18 protein-coding genes are annotated in these 21,182 nt (G+C 42.9%); 7 read left to right on the plus strand and 11 right to left on the minus strand.

Annotation, left to right across the window (positions count from 1 at the left end; translation table 11 throughout):
* Position 1 precedes the first annotated feature (1 nt).
* Complete coding sequence (locus K5620_RS11320; protein WP_016403314.1) at positions 2–1,081, minus strand: efflux RND transporter periplasmic adaptor subunit; 1,080 nt, start codon at positions 1,079–1,081, stop codon at positions 2–4.
* 165 nt (positions 1,082–1,246) lie between these two features.
* Here K5620_RS11320 and K5620_RS11325 point away from each other — a divergent pair, with 165 nt between their 5' ends.
* A complete protein-coding gene (locus K5620_RS11325) occupies positions 1,247–1,981 on the plus strand; it encodes a TetR/AcrR family transcriptional regulator (protein ID WP_016403315.1) in 735 nt (244 codons plus the stop codon).
* A gap of 11 nt (positions 1,982–1,992) precedes the next feature.
* Here the strand turns inward: K5620_RS11325 and K5620_RS11330 are convergent, their stop codons facing one another.
* From K5620_RS11330 to K5620_RS11345, 4 genes are all read right to left on the minus strand, one after another.
* On the minus strand, positions 1,993–2,349 hold the full coding sequence (locus tag K5620_RS11330) for a hypothetical protein (RefSeq protein ID WP_016403316.1): 357 nt from the start codon (positions 2,347–2,349) through the stop codon (positions 1,993–1,995).
* Positions 2,350–3,708, minus strand: a complete 1,359-nt coding sequence (locus K5620_RS11335; protein WP_016403317.1) for a voltage-gated chloride channel family protein — start codon at positions 3,706–3,708, stop codon at positions 2,350–2,352. It lies immediately after the preceding gene.
* Positions 3,709–3,886: 178 nt separating this feature from the next.
* The gene (gene gabT, locus K5620_RS11340; RefSeq protein ID WP_016403318.1) at positions 3,887–5,167 is read right to left on the minus strand and encodes a 4-aminobutyrate--2-oxoglutarate transaminase; all 1,281 of its coding nucleotides are present in this window, start codon (positions 5,165–5,167) and stop codon (positions 3,887–3,889) included.
* Positions 5,168–5,182: 15 nt separating this feature from the next.
* The gene (locus K5620_RS11345) at positions 5,183–6,640 is read right to left on the minus strand and encodes an NAD-dependent succinate-semialdehyde dehydrogenase (RefSeq protein ID WP_016403319.1); all 1,458 of its coding nucleotides are present in this window, start codon (positions 6,638–6,640) and stop codon (positions 5,183–5,185) included.
* Positions 6,641–6,742: 102 nt separating this feature from the next.
* Between K5620_RS11345 and K5620_RS11350 the strand changes: the two genes are divergently transcribed.
* The gene (locus K5620_RS11350) at positions 6,743–7,666 is read left to right on the plus strand and encodes a LysR family transcriptional regulator (protein WP_016403320.1); all 924 of its coding nucleotides are present in this window, start codon (positions 6,743–6,745) and stop codon (positions 7,664–7,666) included.
* A 458-nt stretch (positions 7,667–8,124) separates the two neighbouring features.
* Here K5620_RS11350 and K5620_RS11355 read toward each other — a convergent pair whose 3' ends face one another.
* Both K5620_RS11355 and cobO read right to left on the minus strand, forming a co-directional pair.
* The gene (locus K5620_RS11355) at positions 8,125–9,408 is read right to left on the minus strand and encodes an L-cysteine desulfidase family protein (RefSeq protein ID WP_016403322.1); all 1,284 of its coding nucleotides are present in this window, start codon (positions 9,406–9,408) and stop codon (positions 8,125–8,127) included.
* Positions 9,409–9,589: 181 nt separating this feature from the next.
* On the minus strand, positions 9,590–10,186 hold the full coding sequence (gene cobO, locus K5620_RS11360) for a cob(I)yrinic acid a,c-diamide adenosyltransferase (RefSeq protein WP_016403323.1): 597 nt from the start codon (positions 10,184–10,186) through the stop codon (positions 9,590–9,592).
* A 131-nt stretch (positions 10,187–10,317) separates the two neighbouring features.
* Between cobO and K5620_RS11365 the strand changes: the two genes are divergently transcribed.
* On the plus strand, positions 10,318–12,243 hold the full coding sequence (locus K5620_RS11365; RefSeq protein WP_016403324.1) for an exoribonuclease II: 1,926 nt from the start codon (positions 10,318–10,320) through the stop codon (positions 12,241–12,243).
* Positions 12,244–12,310: 67 nt separating this feature from the next.
* Here the strand turns inward: K5620_RS11365 and prc are convergent, their stop codons facing one another.
* The 4 genes from prc to K5620_RS11385 all read right to left on the minus strand — a co-directional run bounded on the left by prc (position 12,311) and on the right by K5620_RS11385 (position 15,805).
* Entirely contained in the window at positions 12,311–14,323 is a 2,013-nt protein-coding gene (prc, locus tag K5620_RS11370) for a carboxy terminal-processing peptidase (protein WP_016403325.1), read from the minus strand.
* Between the two features lie 26 nt (positions 14,324–14,349).
* Positions 14,350–14,979: an RNA chaperone ProQ gene (gene proQ / locus K5620_RS11375; protein WP_016403326.1), complete on the minus strand. Its 630-nt coding sequence runs from the start codon at positions 14,977–14,979 to the stop codon at positions 14,350–14,352.
* Positions 14,980–15,060: 81 nt separating this feature from the next.
* Positions 15,061–15,540, minus strand: a complete 480-nt coding sequence (locus tag K5620_RS11380) for a GAF domain-containing protein (protein ID WP_016403327.1) — start codon at positions 15,538–15,540, stop codon at positions 15,061–15,063.
* Between the two features lie 4 nt (positions 15,541–15,544).
* The gene (locus tag K5620_RS11385) at positions 15,545–15,805 is read right to left on the minus strand and encodes a YebG family protein (RefSeq protein WP_016403328.1); all 261 of its coding nucleotides are present in this window, start codon (positions 15,803–15,805) and stop codon (positions 15,545–15,547) included.
* Positions 15,806–16,098: 293 nt separating this feature from the next.
* Here K5620_RS11385 and K5620_RS11390 point away from each other — a divergent pair, with 293 nt between their 5' ends.
* The 4 genes from K5620_RS11390 to rsmF are packed head-to-tail and all read left to right on the plus strand — an operon-like array spanning position 16,099 to position 21,161.
* Positions 16,099–16,539, plus strand: coding sequence for a paraquat-inducible protein A (locus tag K5620_RS11390; RefSeq protein WP_040307540.1), 441 nt, complete (start codon positions 16,099–16,101; stop codon positions 16,537–16,539).
* Positions 16,523–17,125: a paraquat-inducible protein A gene (locus K5620_RS11395; protein ID WP_016403330.1), complete on the plus strand. Its 603-nt coding sequence runs from the start codon at positions 16,523–16,525 to the stop codon at positions 17,123–17,125. The genes K5620_RS11390 and K5620_RS11395 overlap by 17 nt, the downstream gene beginning before the upstream one ends.
* Positions 17,118–19,721, plus strand: coding sequence for an MlaD family protein (locus K5620_RS11400; RefSeq protein WP_016403331.1), 2,604 nt, complete (start codon positions 17,118–17,120; stop codon positions 19,719–19,721). The genes K5620_RS11395 and K5620_RS11400 overlap by 8 nt, the downstream gene beginning before the upstream one ends.
* A gap of 12 nt (positions 19,722–19,733) precedes the next feature.
* Entirely contained in the window at positions 19,734–21,161 is a 1,428-nt protein-coding gene (rsmF, locus tag K5620_RS11405) for a 16S rRNA (cytosine(1407)-C(5))-methyltransferase RsmF (RefSeq protein WP_016403332.1), read from the plus strand.
* The last annotated feature ends 21 nt before the right edge of the window (positions 21,162–21,182 follow it).

Raw genomic sequence — 21,182 nt, forward strand, 5'->3', positions numbered from 1 at the left:
TCTAAATACCTCCTTCACGTTGCCAAGGCCGTATTATCTGGCCAGCATTTAACGATTTAGCACCTGCAACTACAATGCTATCTCCGGCATCTAAACCTTTAATAACCAAACCTTGTTGATTTAGTTGTACGTCCACTGCTTCTATTCGCATTGTTTCAGGCACCACTCGCCATACTTGTGCTTGCTGCTCATCAATTTGGATGAAAGCACCTTTAGGTAAGGCTAAACCGTTATCGGTTTCAGACTCATTACGCACATAAACCGCGCCAGACATGCCAGGTAAGATGTTTAGGTGCTCTGGCCTTATGATGGTTAAGGTAACCGTATAACTATTGGTATCGGGATCTGGTTGGGTAGAGATCTCTTTAAAACGAGCGGGTAACTCGACACCTTTAAAGTTTCCTAAGGTTACCCATAGTTTTGCTTCGCGCAGTTCGGCTAAATTCAGGCGCTCGGTAATGGTAACCGGTAAGTTAAAGACTAAGTCTAATTGCTCATCACCCAACAAACTCAACACTGGCTGTTTTGCACCGGCAAACTGGAATTGCTTTGCGTAAGTCAGTGATACAACCCCGGAGAACGGCGCATGAAGTTTGGTGTAGGCTAAATCAGTGGCCGCTTGGTCCAAATTAGCTTGTGCTTCTGTGTAGGCAGTAAGAACTTGATCGTAGTTATCCTCAGAAATCAACTTCTTAGCAAATAACTGCTCAGATCTTGTACGACGAGCTTTCTCTAAATCAAATTGAGCTTTACGCGCATCAACAGCTAATTGAAAATCATGAGGGTCAAGAGCGGCAAGTAAATCTCCTTTATTTACAAACTGCCCCATTCTTACGTTTAATTGCTGTATTTCACCTGATACTTGAAAGGCCAACTGAGCTCGGCTTGTTGCTTGAACCTGCGCTACAAAGTTGTAGTCAACAGCGTTGAACGTTTCTGGCACTTCCAATAATTTCACGGGTTTTACAATTTCAGTAACTGGCTCTGAATGAGCGGGTTCGCAAGCTTGCAATACCAGCATCATTAGGCCTACAAAACTAAGCCGCTGCCAAACGGCCTTGTTTGTTAAATTTGTTCTCATTAGTTGCTCCAGTTGAACAAACAGTCATATATACTTTCCAGGCGGAAAGTATATTGATCACTTGCTTGCCGATCAAGCTTTACTTTCCACATGGAAAGTAAATTTTATGATAGACTACGCTTAGTTTAAAAAGCACTGTGAATTCGAGTTAAGTAATTATAGAAGATGACTGAAAAACGCACCGGACGACAAAGCGCCAAAGTAGCAGAAGAAACCCGCACTAAGATTTTAATCGCAGCCGCAGATCTTTTTGCCAGTAAAGGCTATGCCGTTGTATCACTGCGCGCGATTAGTGAACAAGCTGGTGTGTCTCATACCCTCATCCGCCATCATTTCGGCTCTAAGCTACAGATTTGGCAACATATATGTGACTGCATGCACCAGCAATTTTTAGCCTACGTAAACTTATTGGTTGCTGAGCAAAAACATGGCCTTTCTTGTCGTCATCAGTTGTTTGATTTGCTAATTAAGATCTTAGCTGCACTGCAAGTAGACCCTCAGCCGGTTAGGCTGCTTAATGATGCAGTAAATAACGAACAAGAATTGTTTGAGTATTTCTTAGAAGAAGATGATCAAGTACGAAAGATTCTTGAAGACCTTGTGATTGAATGCCACAAGCAAGGATATGTAAAACACTTCAACATTGGCGAGCTAAAATGGTTACTAACCATTTTTGCCACCTCTTCTTCAACCTTAGCGCCATTACTAGCTAAACCCTATCCTGGCGAAACCGAAGAGTTTTGCCAATTAAAAAGCTGGCAAATGTTTAGCCGCTTACTGGCTAGCCAACTAGATATTGATGAAAAAGATATCCCAAAACCGGAGAGACTAAGTGATTTAGTCATTGATGGTTCGCCCTGCCCATTTAAAGCTCAGCGACAAGCCATGGAAATGGCTTAAGATTGCCAAGGCTAATCTGGAAAGATGACCTTATTCCACTCAGGAATGGGTGTGTTATAAGGGTTTAATCGCCAAGGCCTAGCTTTGGTTTTCTGCTCGATAATCTTGCAATACAAGCTCAGGTGATGAGTTTTATAGCCTTTGGCAAATTTAAAATTCTCTTGTTTGTCTTGAATCTCCATCCACACAATATCTGGGCCAGCAGAAAGTTGACAACGGATTGGCCGATCAGTGTTTGAGGTGACGGTTGCCTTTAACTCTTCACCTTCAAAATGGGTGGTTAAATTGCCAGGGTAAGCAAACGCTATACTTGGCCATAACAATATGGCCAATACTAATAAAGATGAGTGACGCGTTTTAGCTTGCATTTATTTGCTTCGTTTTTTCAACCAAGACACCAAACGGTTATTGGCCGCCCTAATTTCACCCAATGTTTTTTCGTGCGCCGCAAAGTTTGTAGACTTTGGTACTGCCACCCGTTGCGCCGAATAAATACCAGTGTGACCACTAAAGTAATAGGCTACAAAACAAGCTACCGCAAAATACAGTAAATGATCGGAGCCAAACAACTCAACACCCATAATAGTACAGGCTAAAGGCGTATTGGTAGCTGCGGCAAACACTGCAATAAAGCCAATTGCTGCAAATAAATCCACTGGTGCGCCCATTATCCACGCCAAAGTGTTACCTAAGGTAGCCCCGATGAAAAACAATGGAGTTACTTCACCGCCTTTAAACCCAGCAGCAAGGGTGATTGCCGTTAGCAACAACTTAAGCATCCAGCTGTACCACTCTGCTCCACCTTCGTTAAAGGCACTTATTATACTTACCCCACCTTCTCGGTAACTGTTAACTCCCAGACCTATGTAGTCTTGATTGCCAATTAAGCTCACAATGCCAATGACTATCAGTCCACCAATTACTGCTATCAAATAAGGGTTCTTAAATACGTGTTTAAAGATATCTTTAAGTACAAACACCGTTTCGCCAAACAGGTAACCAGTTATACCAAACGCTACCGCGGCAATAAGCACCTTACCTAACATGATCAAATCAACATGAACCACATGCTCAAACAGCATCACGTGTTCCAGAAAATCGATTTTGTATTGGGTATGAGGCGTGCCCCAAGCAGAACACACTAAGTCAGCTAATATTGCTGCAAATAAAGCAGGGATAACTGAATCGAAGCGGATCCTACCTACCGCCAAGACTTCAATCGCAAAAATAGTGGCAGCAAGAGGCGTGCTAAATAAGGCGGAGAATCCTGCAGCTACGCCAGCGCTAAGCAAAATCTGATAGTCTCGACCACTAAGTTTGAAAAGCTTCCCGTATGCGGCACTGCATGCTCCACCGATTTGAACGGCAGTTCCTTCGCGACCGGCAGAGCCACCAAACAAATGCGTAACTACTGTGGAAATAAGTACCAAAGGCGCCATACGAGCAGGAATACCTGCACCAGGTTGATGGATCTCATCAATGATGAGATTGTTGCCTGATTCGGAGTTTTTTCCAAAGCGGCGATAGATAAAAACCACCACTAAGCCAGCCAAAGGCAAGAAGTACAACAAGTAAGGGTTATCGGCTCGGGTATGGCTAGCATAATCGAGCAAATACAAAAATAAAGCGTTTAACGAACCCACCACAAAGGCCAAGGGGATTAGCAATAACAGCCACCTTAGTAAAACAAGTAAAGTGCTCGGGCTATTTGGCAAAGGGTGCGGCATTTTATTTCCTATAAAACGTTAATTACTTAAGCAATCTGGAAAGCGAGGCTATCACAAAACATTGCTTTTAATCATGACCTTAGATAACAACATAGCTAAGCAGCAAGCGCTTGTATAGCTTTAAAACGACAAAAAAAGCAGCGCTTAGTGAACGCTGCTTTAAGTTAACTTGTTTGAATTAACCGGCTAAAGATTTAAATAAGCGACAAAACTGCTGCATGCCTTCATCAACTATCTCATCCTCAATAGTTAGTGCTGGTAGAAAGCGAATCACATTCCCATAAAAACCACAGGCTAATAGTACAAGGCCATAATTCGCGGCGTTGGCAATAAGCGCTTGAGTTAATGCGGTATTGGCGCGAGTTACATCGCCATCTTCGATGAGCTCCATGGCAATCATCGCCCCTGAGATCCGAATGTCGCCAATCAGGTTTGGAAATTGCTGCTGCAAGGAATGCAAGTATTCGCCAAACTGTTGGCCAATTTGATTAGCACGCGCCACCAAATCTTGCTCTTCAATCACATCAAGAACCGCTAAAGCCGCGCTACAAGCTACCGGTGAACCACCGTAGGTACCGCCTAATCCACCAGGTAAAGGAGCATCCATGATTGATGATTTCCCAACCACCGCCGACAATGGAAAGCCGCCAGCAATGCCTTTTGCCATGGTAATCAAATCAGGCTCAACTTCGGCATACTCGCAATTAAACATTTTGCCGGTTCTTCCAAAGCCCGTTTGAATTTCATCCATGATTAACACGATACCGTGTTGGTCACAAAGCGCTCTAAGTGCCTGTAAGAATTCTTTAGGAGCAGGATAAAAACCACCCTCACCTTGAATCGGCTCAACGATTAATGCCGCTACATCTTCTGCAGCGATATCTACTTTAAAGATATTGTTGAGAACTTGCAGGCTTTGCTCACTGCTTATACCGTGCATTTGCATAGGGTAAGGGGCGTGATAAATGTCTCCGGCAAAGGGGCCAAATTGATGTTTGTAAGGCGTAATTTTTCCGGTTAACGCCATAGTAAGATTTGTTCTACCATGAAAACCACCATTAAACGCAATAACCCCGCGACGCCCAGTAGCAGCGCGTGCGATTTTAACCGCATTTTCGACCGCTTCTGCCCCGGTGGTTACAAACATGGCCTTTTTATCGCTATCACCTGGCGCAATAGCTACAAGCTTTTCTGCTAACTCTACAGCGCTCTCGTAAGGATTAATCATTACACAAGTATGGCTAAACTTATCCAGTTGCTGTTTTGCTGCAGCCACAACTTTTGGGTGGCTATGGCCGGTATTACATACAGCAATACCAGTGGCGAAATCGATATAACGCTTACCTTCTACGTCCCACAGCTCTGCATTTAATGCTCGCTCAGCATAAACTGGATAAACATTGCCTTGGCCGCGTGCAATAACGCTTTGTTTTCTTTCTTGTAGTTGTTGGTTATTCATCACTGTCTCCTATTGTTAGCTGTTTACGCCGCCCATACACAAATACTTAATCTCTGTGTAGTCATCTAAACCATAGTGCGAGCCTTCTCGCCCGTTACCCGATTGTTTAACGCCGCCAAAGGGTGCAGCCGCATTTGAGATAATCCCTTCGTTTATGCCCACCATGCCATATTCCAACGCTTCACCAACACGCCATACTCGACCAATATCGCGAGTGTAAAAATAAGCTGCTAAGCCATATTCAGTGTCATTGGCCAAGGCTATGGCTTGCTCCTCTGTATCAAACATAATTATCGGTGCTACGGGACCAAATATTTCATTTTTCGCAATCGGCATATCGTTGCTTACCTGAGTCATAATGGTGGGTTGATAAAACTGTTTACCCGCTTGATGAGCTTGCCCGCCATAAATAACCTTTGCGCCAGCTTTCTGCGAATCTACTACCAACTCATGCACGGCTTCTTTCGCTTGCTCACTTATCATTGGGCCTATATCGACATTTGATTGCATCCCATCACCCACTTTGAGTTTTGCTAGTGCCTCTGCTAGCTTTTCACTAAACTGTTGATAAACACCCTTTTGAACCAGAAAGCGGTTAGCACACACACATGTTTGCCCAGCATTTCGGTATTTTGAAGCTATCGCTCCTTGCACCGCTGCATCGATATCCGCGTCATCAAATACAATAAATGGCGCGTTTCCCCCTAACTCCATAGATACTTTTTTAACCGTACTCGCACACTGAGCTATCAACTGTTTGCCCACCGCCGTGGAGCCAGTAAAGGTAAATTTGGCCACATCTGGGCTTTCGGTTAGTAACTTGCCCATGCCCCTGGCATCTTCACCTACAACTACATTAAACACGCCTGGGGGAATGCCGGCTTCTTCGGCCAATTGCGCCAACGCTAGCGCTGAGATTGGAGTGAGCTGAGCTGGGCGAACCACAAAAGTACAACCTGCCGCTAAGGCAGCTGCAGCTTTTCGTGCAATCATGGCGTTAGGAAAATTCCAAGGCGTTACTGCAGCCACTACACCCACCGCTTGCTTAAGCACAACAATACGCTTGTCATCAGCTGGCGCTGGTATTACATCGCCGTAACAGCGCTTACCTTCTTCAGCAAACCAGTCTAAGAAAGCGGCGCCATAAGCTATTTCCCCCTTTGCTTCGGCTAAGGGCTTACCTTGCTCTTGGGTGAGAATGCTCGCTAAATCGTCTTGATGCTGCATAACCAGTTGATACCATTTTCTCAGCAAATTGCCCCGCTCATTGGCTGATTTAGCAGCCCACGCCTTTTGAGCAGCCTTAGCGGCTTGAATTGCCAATTCAACACCTTGCAAGCCGCAGTCGTCTACCTCAAGCAAGCATTGCTGATTAGCCGGATTGTTTACTGGAAAACGCTGCTGAGAAGCATGCCAACAGCCATTGATGTAAGACTGTGTTTTTATCAAACTTGAGTATCGAATCGCTTCCATTTGTGCTCACTTCCCTTGTAACTTGTTTTAGTCCATTGAATACCAATCTAAAACGATGTTAAATATCAAACAATAAAACTTTAGTTTGGTATATATAAAACTATGTTAGATCCGTTATCCGGCAAACAGCTTAGTGAATATGATTTGCGCTTGTTAAGAGTATTTAAGGCAGTAGTTGAACATGGCGGCTTCGCAGCTGCTGAACATAGTTTGGGGATCACTCGTTCAACCATTAGTGTTCATATGTCTAGCCTTGAAAGCAGAATGAACATTAAGTTATGTGTTAGAGGCAGAGCCGGTTTTGCCCTTACCGAGCGAGGCCAAACTGTTTATCAAGCTTGCCTACAGCTGTTTTCCTCTATTCAAGAGTTTGCATCGCTGGTAGATAACTTGGGTAAACCCCTTACTGGCGAGCTTGTTATCCTTTATTCCGATCTGCTTGATCACAGGAGTATTGAAAACATAGCCAAGGCAGTGACTGTAATTAAACAGCAAGCACCAAGACTTTGTATATCACTTAACATGGAATCGGTCGCAAACATTGAGTCAGCATTGATCAATAACCAAGCTCATGTTGGGTTTTACCCCGCTTATCGAAGCATTGACGGGCTTTTGAGTGAAGTAGTGTTTAGTGAATCTATCTATTTGTGCGCCAGTAAACAATCACCGTTATTTGGCACTCTCGATGCAGATATAGATCGCGAGCTACTAGCAAAACATGCAGCGATTCACCCTAGTATTGAACTAAACCCTAAAGGACGAGCTCAACTTCAACAACTTAACTTTGGCGCTAAGGGATACCAATTCGACAGCCGGTTGGCCCTAATACTATCTGGTGCTTACATTGGCTATTTACCCTTAAGTGAAGCGCAGCCCTATATAGACCAACAAACCATTCGCCTAATAAAACCCAATGAATACAGTTATCCCTTTGAGCTTAGCTTGGTGCATAAAGTTAACCCCAACGAAAAGCAAAAAGTTCAGCTAGCCATGGATGCCCTGCAAACGCAATTTGTCACTCATTAAGCGTTAGCCATAGCGACAAACCAAAGTGCCCAACTAAGGCTATGCACCAGCCCGGCTATAATAGCGATAAACCAATGCCATTTTGCGCTAACATCGGGCTGCTGAAGTGACCGAATGCACCGATAAACAGGAAACAATACCACCGCTATTAGCATTAAAGGCGGTACAATTTTTCCCATATTCGGACCAAAGCTGAAGACCATCAACGCACTAGTCAATCCTGAGAGCAACAGAAAAACGATTAAAGGCCTACGAAGGTTTGCCTTAGCAACTGCCACGAAAATTAAATAACCATAGGTAGGAATAAGCAAATACGGCATTAGCAGTATTTGCTCAAATGCTAATAATTGTTTTGGGAATAAGTGCCATAAATTCATTGTTTAAGACTAGCAAATCTTATTAGCAAAAGCGCCATCTCTACGCAAAGCTTGGTTTCTAATTGCCTTTTACTTACAAGCTTAGCTAGCCTGCTTATTCTTCATTGTAGCGATAATGGCTTCATCCGTAGAAAGCATGGCGGTTTTAGACATAATTCCGAGCTGAGCAATACTATCATCGGCTGATTCAAACACAATTCCTTGTTGAGCCGATACGCTACTACCCGCAACGGCGAGAATGGCAGACTTAACTGCACTGCTGGCTCCAGTTGATACTTTCATTGCACAACCAGCTTTAGCGCCATCGCAAAACACCCCGGAAACATCTCCAACCATGGAGTTAATTGCACGATGAATTGCAGCCAACTTACCTCCCATCAACCAAGTGAGTGCTGCACTGGCCCCCATAGCCGCGGTGGTGGCAGCGCACAAGGCTGACAATTTGTTTTGCTTCGACTTAACGTAAATAGCAACCAAGTGGCTTAGCATTAAAGCACGAACAAAAGCATCATCATCTAGTTGCTTTATTTCTGCATAAGCCACAACCGGCATGGTTGCAGCTATGCCTTGATTTCCGCTACCTGAGTTACTCATTGCTGCTTGTTGAGCTCCACCCATTCGAGCATCCGATGCCGCCGCCCCCAAACGCATTGCTCGATTTATCAAATCATCGGCAAGTAGCCCCTGCTCCACTTGCGCTTGTAAACTAGCGCCTAGCGCCAAGCCATAATTCCCCGACAACCCAGTCTCAGCTAACGCTCGGTTTAAGCTAGCGGCACGTTTAATAAAGGCAATCTGTGTAAGCGGCACGTTTTCAACAAAGTCTACGATCTGCTCTATTGAAAGTTTAAGGTGATTCGTTTCAGTGGCTTGAACACATTGCACAACTTTGGCTTGCTGCACTACTGCTCCGTTCTTTACGATGTATTCAAAGCGGGTATGTGACTTTGCTATGCAAACCTCAACCTTATCTTGATTGCGGCTGGCATTTACCACCGTATACAACACGTCATCATTGCTTACCATTGACACACTAACTTGGCGTTTACTCAGCATTTGATTTGCCTTGCGAAGCGCTTCTTCCGAGATTGTCGCCAATACCTCTAAGCCTTTACTCGCATCTCCAGCTGTCGCTCCTACAGCAGCAGCTATAGGTAAACCTGCCTTACCAGTACCAGGTACAAATACTCCCATTCCATTCTTGTAAAGATTTGGGGTTACTTTAACTTGAATAGAGTCTGGTAAACCGCCAAGTAATTCTGCAGCTTTAGCGCTAGCAAGCGCAACAGTAACGGGTTCGGTGCAACCTAATGCAGGTACAACTTCAGATTGAACTAAGTCTATGTATTGTTGCCACTGTTTCATGGATTATCTCGGCTAAGTGCGTTTGATACAGTGTACAAATATGTTTGTAGAAAAGGTTGGCGCAGTTTTAATAGCTAAGACGAATATTAAAATATGTTTCCAATAAATAGAAAATCATAAGAAAATATTTTCGTATATTTAAATACGGGTGAGAAAGTGGCCCTAAAGCCACTTTAGGTATTTACCAATCAATACCCTGGCGAGCTTTGATTCCTGATTCAAAAGCATGCTTAACATTTTTTACTTCAGAAATGGTATCTGCAATATCAAGCACTTTACGATGACATGCACGGCCAGTTACTACTACCGATTGCTCTGCGGGTCGCTGCTTAATCGCTTCGACAACCTCTTCAACATCTAGGTAGTCATAACTTAACATGTAAGTAATTTCGTCCAACAATACCAAGTAGATTGATGGATCAGCTAGCCACTGCTTACAGCGTTGCCATACTTCTTGCGCAGCTTGGGTATCAAGTTCTCGGTTTTGAGTCTCCCAGGTAAACCCTGTTGCCATAGTGGCAAACTCTACCCCGTTATTTTGCAGAAGATTGCGTTCTCCGCATTCCCAGCCGCCTTTAATAAATTGCGCCACCGTTGCTTTGTAACCATGCCCAGTAGCACGCGCAACATTACCAAAACCAGCTGTCGATTTACCCTTACCGTTACCGGTAATAACCAGCACTAAACCCTTTTCAATTTGTGCATCTTCAACTTTAGCATCCACACTTGCTTTCAACTTTTCCTGTCGTTGCTGATGCTTTTCTTGATCTTTACTCATCCCTGCTCTTTAGTCGTTACTGATTTGTTTTTAGTTTAGCTCGAGCCAAACCCAATAAACCAGTACTGTTTCGCTAGAATAGCGATAAACCTTTGGGTATAGTGCTTTCACGATAAAAAATGGAAGCCTTTATGCTTAAAGATAACCCTCTATTGGCTCAACTAAAGCAGCAAATTAGAGAGACCATTCCCACTGTTGAAGGTGTAGTAAAAGCTACTGAGAAGAACTTCGGTTTCCTTCAAACAGACAACAAAAAAAGCTATTTCATCTCTCCTCCAATGATGAAAAAGCTAATTCACGGCGACCGGATTAGCGCTGCTATTCGCGAAAATAACGGTAAAGAAGCAGCAGAGCCAGAAACACTAGTGGAAGCCGCTTTAGATACCTTTGTTGCCCGTGTAAAGTTTGTTGATAAACGCACTAAGCTGCAGGTTGACCATCCATTGATCAACCAGTTATTAAGTGCAAAAGTGATAAAAGATAGTGGATTCTCAATCAAACAAGGTGATTGGGTGTTAGCTAGACTGGTTAAACACGCACTTAAAGAACAACACTTCCAAGCCGAGATCTTCGAGTTTATCGCAGAAAGTGACGATAACTTTGCCCGATGGAAAGCTACTACTAAAAAGCACCAATTAGCTTGGGACCAGCCTGAACTCACTGAAGACCTGGCGATTATTGATCAACAAGTTGAGCGTCGTGATCTAACCAACGAGTTGTTTTTCACTATCGACGGTGAAAATACCAAAGATATGGATGATGCAGTCTCAATCACGCGCGAAGCAGAACATTGGAAGCTAAAGGTCGCTATAGCGGATCCGAGTGCTTACATTAACAGTGAAAGCAAACTTGAAAAAGCTGCCAAACAACGAGCATTCACTTTGTACTTACCAGCACGCACTGTGCCGATGATGCCAAGTAAGTTGGCTAACGAACATTGTTCGCTAGTCGCTGACCAAGTTCGTCCAGCCTTGGTATGTGAAATGCTGATTGGACTTGATGGTGAGTTACAAGAAAATGCTGAGTTTTACTTAGCCACTGTTCAGTCCAAACATCGCCTAAACTACAATCAGGTGTCGGACTTTATAGAGCAAAAAGCCACTGAACTCGAATCAAACGCTGAGCTAGCTGAAGCTTTACAACAACTTAACTTGTTTAGTGAGCAACGTAATCAATGGCGCGCAGAGAACACCTCGGTGTTTGGCGATCAAGCAGACTACGAGTTTGTCTTAGATAATAAAGGTCAGGTTATTGATATTCTTCGCCAATCTCGTCGTAGTGCAAACCGTATGATTGAAGAAGCAATGGTGGCAGCCAACATTTGTGGCGGACGCTTCCTAGATGAAAAACTCGGTTTTGGGGTGTTTGCATGTCATTCTGGTTTTAAAGAAGAGAAGCTAGACGGACTAGTAGAGCTACTGGCCAAGTTTAAGTTACCGGTTGAGCGAGAAAAGCTCAATGATCTCGATTACTTCTGCCAACTAAGAAGAACCATCGCAGCGACTGGCGATAAATGTTTAGATCAGTTGGTAAAACGCCACTTTAATTTTGGTGTTTATAATGAAAAGTGTTTGCCTCACTTTGGTTTAGGTGAAGCTAAGTATGCAACTTGGACCTCTCCAATACGAAAATACAGCGACCTATTAAATCATCGCCTTATTAAATCAGTGATTAATGGCGAAACACCGTCTTCACCATTATCTGAAGAGCTATCCGAACATCTAAGTGATAATCGCAAGAAGCAAAAGTTTGCTGAACGAGAAATGGCCAACTACTTGTATTGCGAGTATTTTGCAGAACAAGATCCAAATACATGTTTGTTGGCAGAAATTAGCAATATAAACCGTGGTGGCCTTAATATTCGTCTAGTTGACAGTGGTGCCTCGGCTTTTGTTCCAAAAACCAAGCTTGCGGGTAAAGATGAAGAACTCACCATCGAAAGTGAGTTGGGCCGTTTAGCCACTAAAGACAAACAGTATTGCGTGGGTGATACCATCTCTGTAAAGATTGTAGAAGTGAAAAAGCTACAACAATCAATCGTTGCAGCCCCCTGTTAGTTAGGCTTTAAACCAATACAAAAAAGCCAGCGATTAGCTGGCTTTTTTTATCGACAACTAAATTTGTTTAGCTTGGATTACGAAGTTCTAAGTAATCAACCGCAATCTCTGCAGCTTCAGTTAAAAAAGCATCATCCAAATCAATATCTTTTGGCGCGTCTTCTAAGTCTTTAACAGGTTCCAGTTCAAGGCGAACTAAACGCTCATTTAAGCGAGCAAGTTGTTTCTGCTCTTTTTCATCGCGCTGAGAGATCCTCGCTTTTTCATTAAGACTTACCGACTTCATATCTTTGTCTTTACGATAATCAGCTATATCACTAATGATGTATTGAAACTCTGGATCATTTGCAATGCGAGCCTGATGCTTTTTATCTAAAGCTTCAATATAAGGGCTAACATCGCCAAGCAACTTATAGTTAGCCGCTTTAATTTTATCCCAAGGCAAAGCATTATCTTCAACGCTCTCTCCCGTTTCTTCCGGCAACAAGGCAGAAGGATAAGAGATATCAGGAATTACGCCGCGATGTTGAGTACTACCACCGTTTATACGGTAAAACTTAGCAATGGTGTACTGCACATGGCCAAGTTCATTTTCGTACAAGTCGTAAATTCGACCTAAACCGCGGTGCTGCTGCACAGTACCTTTACCGTAACTTTGCTCTCCAATAACAATGGCTCTGCCATAATCTTGCAAGGCAGCGGCAAAAATTTCAGATGCTGAAGCGCTGTAACGGTCGATTAGAATAACCATTGGGCCACTGTAAGTGACTGAATTACTAGTATCGTTGTTTACCGTAATTCGACCAAGCTGGTCGCGCACTTGTACAACTGGACCTTGTGGAATGAATAAACCGGTTAATGCGGTAGCTTCTGTTAATGCTCCACCGCCGTTGCCACGTAAATCAACAATCAAAGAACTGATATTCTCTTCGTCTAATTTACGTAACTCTTTGCTGGCATCTTCACTCAAATTTACATAGAAACTAGGAACATTAAGCACCCCTACTTTCTTGCCTTCAATTTCTATTACTTCGCTTTTCGCGGCGCGGTCTTCTAGGCGAACTTTGTCGCGAACGATATCAACGATTTTAGTTTTACCATCTACTTTGCCACCTGATGCAAGTATCTCAAGGCGAACAGTAGTGCCTTTTGGACCTTTAATTAGGTCAACTACGTCATCTAATCGCCAACCAATAATGTCAACGATTTCATCTTCACCTTGAGCAACGCCAACAATTTTGTCTTCTGGACCTAATTGGTTGCTCAGCGCTGCAGGTCCACCAGGAACCAAACTTCGAATCACGGTGTACTCATCTTCACCTTGCAGCACTGCACCAATGCCTTCTAATGAAAGATTCATTTCCATTTTGAAGCGTTCTGCAGTGCGGGGAGAGAGGTAACTAGTATGTGGTTCGATGGCGCGAGAATAAGCGTTCATTGCAGTTTGGAAAACATCTTCACTGCCGGTTTGCACTAAACGCTTAATCGCACTGTTATAGCGCTTGGCCAATACTTCGACAATTTTGTCGTGTTCGCGGCCTGCTAACTTTAAGTTTAGCGCATCGTATTTTACTTTTAAGCGCCACAGTTCTTTAATCTCAGCTTGTGTTTTAGGCCAATCAGCTTCGCTGCGATTAAATTGAAACTGTTCGTCTTTAGTAAAATCCATTGGCTCGTCGAGCACTTGTAAAGAGTATACTAATTGTTGGTAGCGACGCTTAAGCGACAGGTCGAACATGGAATAAAGCGGTTCCAATCTGCCAGCTGGTATGTCTTGATCTAGGCTGTAGCGATAACGTTCGAAGCGTAAGAAGTCTTCTTCCAAAAACAAGCTACGGTTGTAGTCAAGTTGCTGAATAAACTTGTCGAAGATTTCGCTTGATAATTCATCGTCGAAAGGAACACTGCGGTAGTGAGAGCGGGTATATAAAGCGCTAATTCTTTTTGCCGCTGTAGCATGTTGGCTTTGCTGGCTTAAAGTGGGTAGCGCATCTTGTCCTAATGTAGGCGTTTGAGCCAACAACAGAGTTGAGTAACTAAGCGTTAAAAAAAATAGCCACAGACGGCTCAAATATTTCATAGGCACCTATCTCACTACTAAATCAATTATGCAACGATATGTTCTGCTTTAACTTTAACTAACATACCGCTTTTAAGTGTAACAGCAATGCCATCTTTTGTTACTTCTGAGATCTGACCCGGCATTGGTGTTTTTCCAACCAATACACGAACTTCCTTCCCTGCAACTAAATCTTTACTGTCGATTTTTTCAATCGGCTTCTTCTCTGCTGCTGGTTTGCTGTCGCTAGTTTTAGGTTTACTAGTACGCTTGAAATCAGCTTTTGGTTTACGTGCAGCAGCTTTGTTTTTGTCAGCTTTTTCAGCTTGAGCCTTTTTGTTAGCAAAGGCTTTATCTTTGCTTTCTTTTAAGGTCTTTTGTGCATGTTCTACATGCTCTTGTTCAATTTCTGCGCCCTCTACTCCGTCTAAATCAACGCGTTTAGAGCCAACTTTTACGCCATGTAGGTAACGCCAGCTAGACGTATATTGACGCAGAGCAGAACGTAGTACGGTATTACTTACTTTCTCGTCTTCTTTTAGACGTTCAGCTAAGTCCTGAAAAATACCAATTTTAAGCGGCTTGGCTTCACCTTCTGTAGAAAAACAGTTTGGGAATTGTGTCGCCAAATATTGAATGACTTCTTTGCTATTTTTCAGTTTGTTAGTTTGTTCCATGATGACCTTTCTTATACATCTTTACTGGTACAGCGACAGGGCTGATTTCGGCTATTATAGTGAGCGTATATTGAAAAGCCATTAAAAATGCACATCACTTAGTTTATTTTCCAACACCTTAACTAAATACTCGATGCCAATTTGGTCACTTGGCTCGAATCGATTAAGACGTGGACTATCAATATCTACTACGCCAAACAGTTCACCATTAAGGTATAAAGGCACTACGATTTCTGATTCGCTAGCACTATCACAAGCGATATGCCCCGGAAACTCATGCACATTTTCTACACGGAAGGTTTGTTGCTGCGCAAAGGCCGAACCACATACGCCTTTACCAACTTGTATTGAAGTACAGGCAGGTTTACCTTGAAATGGCCCCAAGAACAGCTGTTTTTTGGCTTTATCGGCTAAATAACACCCTACCCAGTTAATATCTTCTAACTCGAGCCATAATAAGGCAGAAAAATTTGCCAGATTAGAAATATAAGGTAAGTCTTTATCTAACAAAGCGTCTAATTGCTTACTTAGTGTCAAATAACGAGAAGATACATCTGTCACTGCATTACTCCTCGTCTTCTATCATCGATGCATCAAACTCCTGACCTTTAAGCACTTGTTGCAGTGCATTTCGCTGAGAAGAAAGGTAGAAGCCTAAATTCTCGGCTTGTTGCTCGTTCATCTTAGGTTCTGCATGCTTTATCATTAATGTAAGCTGATCAGCTACGTCTAACATTTTGTCGTAATTGTCGGCTTCTTTTTTTGAACTAAAAGTCATTTTCTCTACACCGTTACGTTCGACGACATATTTAATAATTACAGCCACCGCTGCCTCCATTTACTGTTTTTATATACAGGGTAGTATGCACCATTCACTTTTAAACTACTAGTGACAAATTTTTACAGCATAGTTAGCCTGACTTAGCTAATATGTAGTGTATGAAATCTTCTGAGTTATCAAAGCTATCCATCTGCCCGAGTTGCGATTTGTTGGTCGACACCCAAGCACATTGTAGGGCTGGAAACGTATTAATATGTCCACGTTGCAAACACACACTTGCGCGGGGGCGTAGAGCCCGTTTCTCTAGCCAATTTGCCTTAGCGTTAACGTGCTTGATTATGGTTACGCTTGCTAACACTTATCCGCTGTTGAGCTTTACATTCCTTGGGATCCCCAGTTCAGCCAATATTCTACGCGGCACCGTGTTGTTACTCGAAAACGGCTATTATTTGGTAGGGTTCAGCGTGGTGCTAGCTAGTTTCATCGCACCAATTCTGCTATTCAGCTTAATCTGTTATACCTCTTTGTCTTTAAGCAAAGGCTGGAAAGCCCCCTTTTTGGCAACAGCACTGCATTTTCAAGACGATCTTATTCACTGGAGTATGATTGAAGTCTACATCGTTAGTTTTTTGGTAGCTTTGGTTAAACTAGTAGAATACGCAGATATCGATTTGGGCTATGGGCTTTGGTGTATCTGCATCACCTTGCTACTTTCTACCCGCCTAATTCAACGTATAGAGCCAGCGGAATACTGGGAGCGTTATGTACACATCCGCTAAACAGCTAGGCTTAAAACAATGCAGGCACTGCAAACTGTCAATGCCCGAGGAACAAAGCCACTGTCAGCGCTGCCATATGCGAGTGCATTCACGAACCCCTCAAAGCATGCAAAAATGTTGGGCTTTTATCATTGCCGCTACTGTAGGACTGTTCCCAGCTAACTTAATGCCAATAACCGTTTTAAGTACACGCGGTGCCCCCCAATACGAAACCATTATGTCTGGCGTGATCAGCTTAATTAAAGACGATATGGTAGGTATTGCCATAGTGGTATTTGTCGCCAGTATTGTGGTGCCTGTAATGAAACTTGTCGGCCTGGTTGTTATCTTATTGAGCCTGCAATTTAATTTGAATCTGAACAATCGACAACGGATTGTTATCTATAGAATAATTGACATTATTGGTAAGTGGTCAATGCTCGACCTTTTTGTTCTGTCTATCATGATTGCAGTATTTGAACGAAATAATTTAGTAGGCGTGGAAGCAGGACCCGGCGCCACCGCATTTGGCGCAGTAGTATTGTTAACACTGTTCGCAGCAAAATCTTTTGATACAAGACTAATTTGGGATAAACAACTTGAATAACGCTAGTAAACCGGAACTTAAAAAAGAGAAGGTAATCTCCCCTATTTGGCTGTTGCCCATTTTGGCTGTGCTGTTAGGCGCTTGGCTACTATTCAAAGCTTGGTCTGAAGCAGGTGTGAAAATCAACATTGTGTTTGATAGCGCAAAAGGTATTACCGCTGGGCAAACTCAGTTGTTTTACCAAGGTCTAGATATTGGCGTAGTGAAAACGGTAGAACTTGCACCTAATTTAGAAGGCGTAATTGTAGTTGCAGAAGTTAAACGAGAAGCAGAGCAGTTACTAAAAGAAGATAGCCAATTCTGGCTAGTAACGCCCAAAGCGTCGATTACAGAGATTAGCGGTTTAGACGCGCTAGTATCTGGTAACTACATTGAACTAAACCCCGGCAAAGGTAAATTTAGCGACGACTTCGTTGCACTTAATGAACCTCCTAATATTATTAGGGGTAACGGTTTAAATGTACGCCTTACATCAAACGATTTAGGCTCTCTAAATATTGGCTCCCCTGTTTACTTCAAAAAAATAAAAGTAGGAGAGGTACAACGTTATCAATTAAATGATCAACACCATGTAGAATTTGATATTCAAATCAAACCGCAATTCTCTCATTTAGTGAAAATTGATACTCGGTTTTGGAATGTAAGCGGTTTTGAGGCTGATATCTCTCTCGATGGGATGCAAATCTCTAGTGAAAGCCTAGCCAGCGTGATTTCCGGTGGCGTCAGTTTTGATAGCCCCGTTCAATCTGCTATTGCAGATAAAGGACAAAACTTTACCCTCTATGACAATCTTAAAGACTCTCAACGTGGTAAAGCTATTCAAATTACCATGCAGCAGCAACATGGCCTTGCAGCAAACCGCAGCAAGCTAATTTATCGCGGTGCGGTAATAGGGTTTATCAATGATATTCAAAATACCGGAAGCCACGACCATTTTTTAGCAAAAGCCTTGGTCGAGCCTAAGTATGAAGATCTGTTTAACGATACAACCCAATTAGTCCTGATAAAGCCTGAAATAGGATTAAACGGAGTTAAAAATCTTGGTGCGCTAGTTGGTGCAAAACAAATCGAAGTGATTGCAGAGCAAGGTGAGCTTCAAACTGAGTTTACCCTTACCACATCACCAAAGCCTCCCGTTGGAAGCAAGTCCATCAGCTTTACCACTAACAATGTTAAGGGTTTAGCAGTTAACAGCCCGATCGTTTACAACGGGCTAACCATTGGTAAAGTGACTGAAATCGACTTAATAGATCGCAGCTTTGAGCTAAAAGCTTTTATTCAGCCTCAATATACCAAACTACTTACCCAAGGCAGCCGATTTTATAACCAAAGTCCGCTAACTGTGGAAGCTGATCTAAACGGAATAAGTTTTGAAAGCAGCGGTCTGAGTGGCTTTATAAACTCCCCAATCATATTGATGCCCGGACATAGCAATGCTCTCAGTAAGCAAAGTCAATATGCCCTGCATCACAACAAACAAGCTGCTCAATTGTCTAAAGCAAAAATAGAGAAACCTTTATCGCTGCGCCTAAATACTGATTATTTAGGGTCATTAGGAGAAGGGGCGCCAGTTCTTTTCAGACGAGTACCGGTAGGAGAAGTTGAGCACTACAGCTTGTTAAAAGATGGTAGCATTGACCTAAAAATTAAAATCTTTGGCAACTATCGACACTTAGTAACGGATAACAGTCGATTCTGGCACGCATCAGGACTGGAAATTAAAGCCAGTTTAGAGGGTTTGTCGGTAAACAGTGAATCACTTAAATCACTGGTGATGGGTGGTATCAGTTTTGATCACTTCGAAGAACTGGCTAAGGAAAGTATCCGAACTGTTCATAAAACTAAACAGGATGCAACTAAGCGTCATTTAGCGATTAGCCTAACAACTAACGATAGCCATGGCCTCTACAACAACATGCCGATTAAATACCAGGGGCAGCAAATTGGTAAAGTCACCAACTTGCAATTCAATGATAGCCTTTCCGAACTACAAGCAGATGCTGAGTTGGACTTCCCCTTTTATAGAAACTTCGCCCGCAGTGGCGCCCTATATTGGCAAGAAACAGCCTCTATCAGTCTATCTGAAGTAAAAAACTTAGATACCTTGGTAAAAGGCGATTTTATTAATGCCCTTCCGGGAAAAGGTAAGCCCTCACAACAGTTTGTTTTACAAAAACAAGCACCAAATACCGACACAAATGCTTTACAGATTTGGCTTAGCAGTAGCCACTTTGGCTCCTTAAAAGTCGGCAGCCCAGTACTATATAAGCAGTATCAAGTAGGTTTTGTTGATGATGCAAAACTGGCTATGGATGGCTCAAAAATCTTAGCTCGCCTGAACATAAACTCAGCATATCGCCACTTAGTGCGAGAAAATAGTGTCTTTTGGAATGCCTCGGGCGTAGATGTAAAACTTGGCCTCGGTGGCGCGAACATTCGTCTTGATTCAATGGAAACACTATTAACTGGCGGCATTGCGTTTGCGACACCCGATGAAGAACCTACAGCTAAACCAGCAAAGGATCAGGATAAGTACGAACTACAGCCCATTTATGATGAAAAATGGTTACAATGGAGCCCTTCCATTGAGCCATAGAAAATCTGCATTTTGACCAAACCAATAATTTATCCAGCTAAATTCATAGAGCGCATTGAGATAGATCTTCCAAGCGACTTGAGTTTAGCTGGCTTCAAAGCTATTTGTCAGCAGCCGATGCGCAGAAGCATTAGAGTAAATACGCTTAAAATAAGCCTCGAGGCATTTTTAAGCTTAGCCAAAACCAATCAATGGCAGCTTGAGCCCATACCTTGGTGCGAGACTGGCTTTTGGATTACCCGCGAAGATGAGAGCTTATCGCTTGGTAACACCGCTGAACACCAAGCAGGTTTGTTCTACATTCAAGAAGCCAGCTCGATGCTGCCGGTAAGCGCCCTATTTCACTGCTTTCAAGCCGAAGAAGACTGTTTGTTACTAGACGCAGCTTCCGCCCCAGGGTCAAAAACAACACAAATGGCAGCCATGCTTCAAGGTAAAGGTGCAATAGTTGCCAATGAGTTCTCTGCTAGCCGAGTTAAAGTGCTTAGTGCCAATTTGTTACGTTGTGGTGTAACTAATGCGGCTGTAACACACTTTAGTGCTGAAATTTTTGGTACTTGGATGAGCGAGCAGTTTGACGCTATTTTGCTAGACGCTCCCTGCTCTGGTGAAGGTACCTTACGCAAAGATCCTCAAGCTCTAGATAATTGGAGTGAGCAGCATGTCGATGAAATTTCTCAGCTGCAAAGCACGTTATTAGAAAGCGCGCTACAAGCCCTAAAGCCTAATGGAGTACTGATTTACTCAACCTGCACCTTAAATCAGCAAGAAAACCAGCAAGTGATTAGTCGTATTGCTACCCAATACCCCGATAGCTTTTCTACCATTAATCTCGAGCTACTTTTTGAGCACAGCCACAAAGCCATAACTAAAGAAGGCTATTTACACGTTTGGCCACAATACTATGATAGCGAGGGTTTCTTTGTAGCTGCACTGCGCAAAAACGCTGCAACAATCGATACACCAGCAATCAACAAACGAATAAAACCGTTTGCTTATCAAACTGCGACGAAAAAGCAGCAAGCATCAATTGCGCAGCATTTTAAATCTCAGTTTGGAATGACGCTCCCTAGCGACTACAGCATATTTACCAAAGCTAATGATTACTGGTTACTTCCAAACAGCTTTTTGCGTGTAAAAGATGAAATGCGATTTGAACGAGTTGGCCTCAAGTTAGCCGAAGAGTTTAAACATGGATTTAGAACAAGCCACGATGCAATTACTGCTCTTGGACACTTAGTTGCAAAAAACTGTATTGAACTAGAGTCCGAACAAGCCCATCACTTTTATCAAGGCAAAGATATTATCTATCCAAATAACAACAAAGGCGAAGTGGCTCTAAGCTACCAAGGTTATGTTATTGGTTTAGGTAAATGGGTAAGAAACAAGATTAAAAACTCCTACCCTAGAGAGTTAGTGAAAGACAAGGGGCTTGGCTGAGCTTGCAAAGCACGCAACTCG

The sequence above is a fragment of the Agarivorans albus genome (genome assembly GCF_019670105.1).
Lineage (GTDB): Bacteria > Pseudomonadota > Gammaproteobacteria > Enterobacterales > Celerinatantimonadaceae > Agarivorans > Agarivorans albus.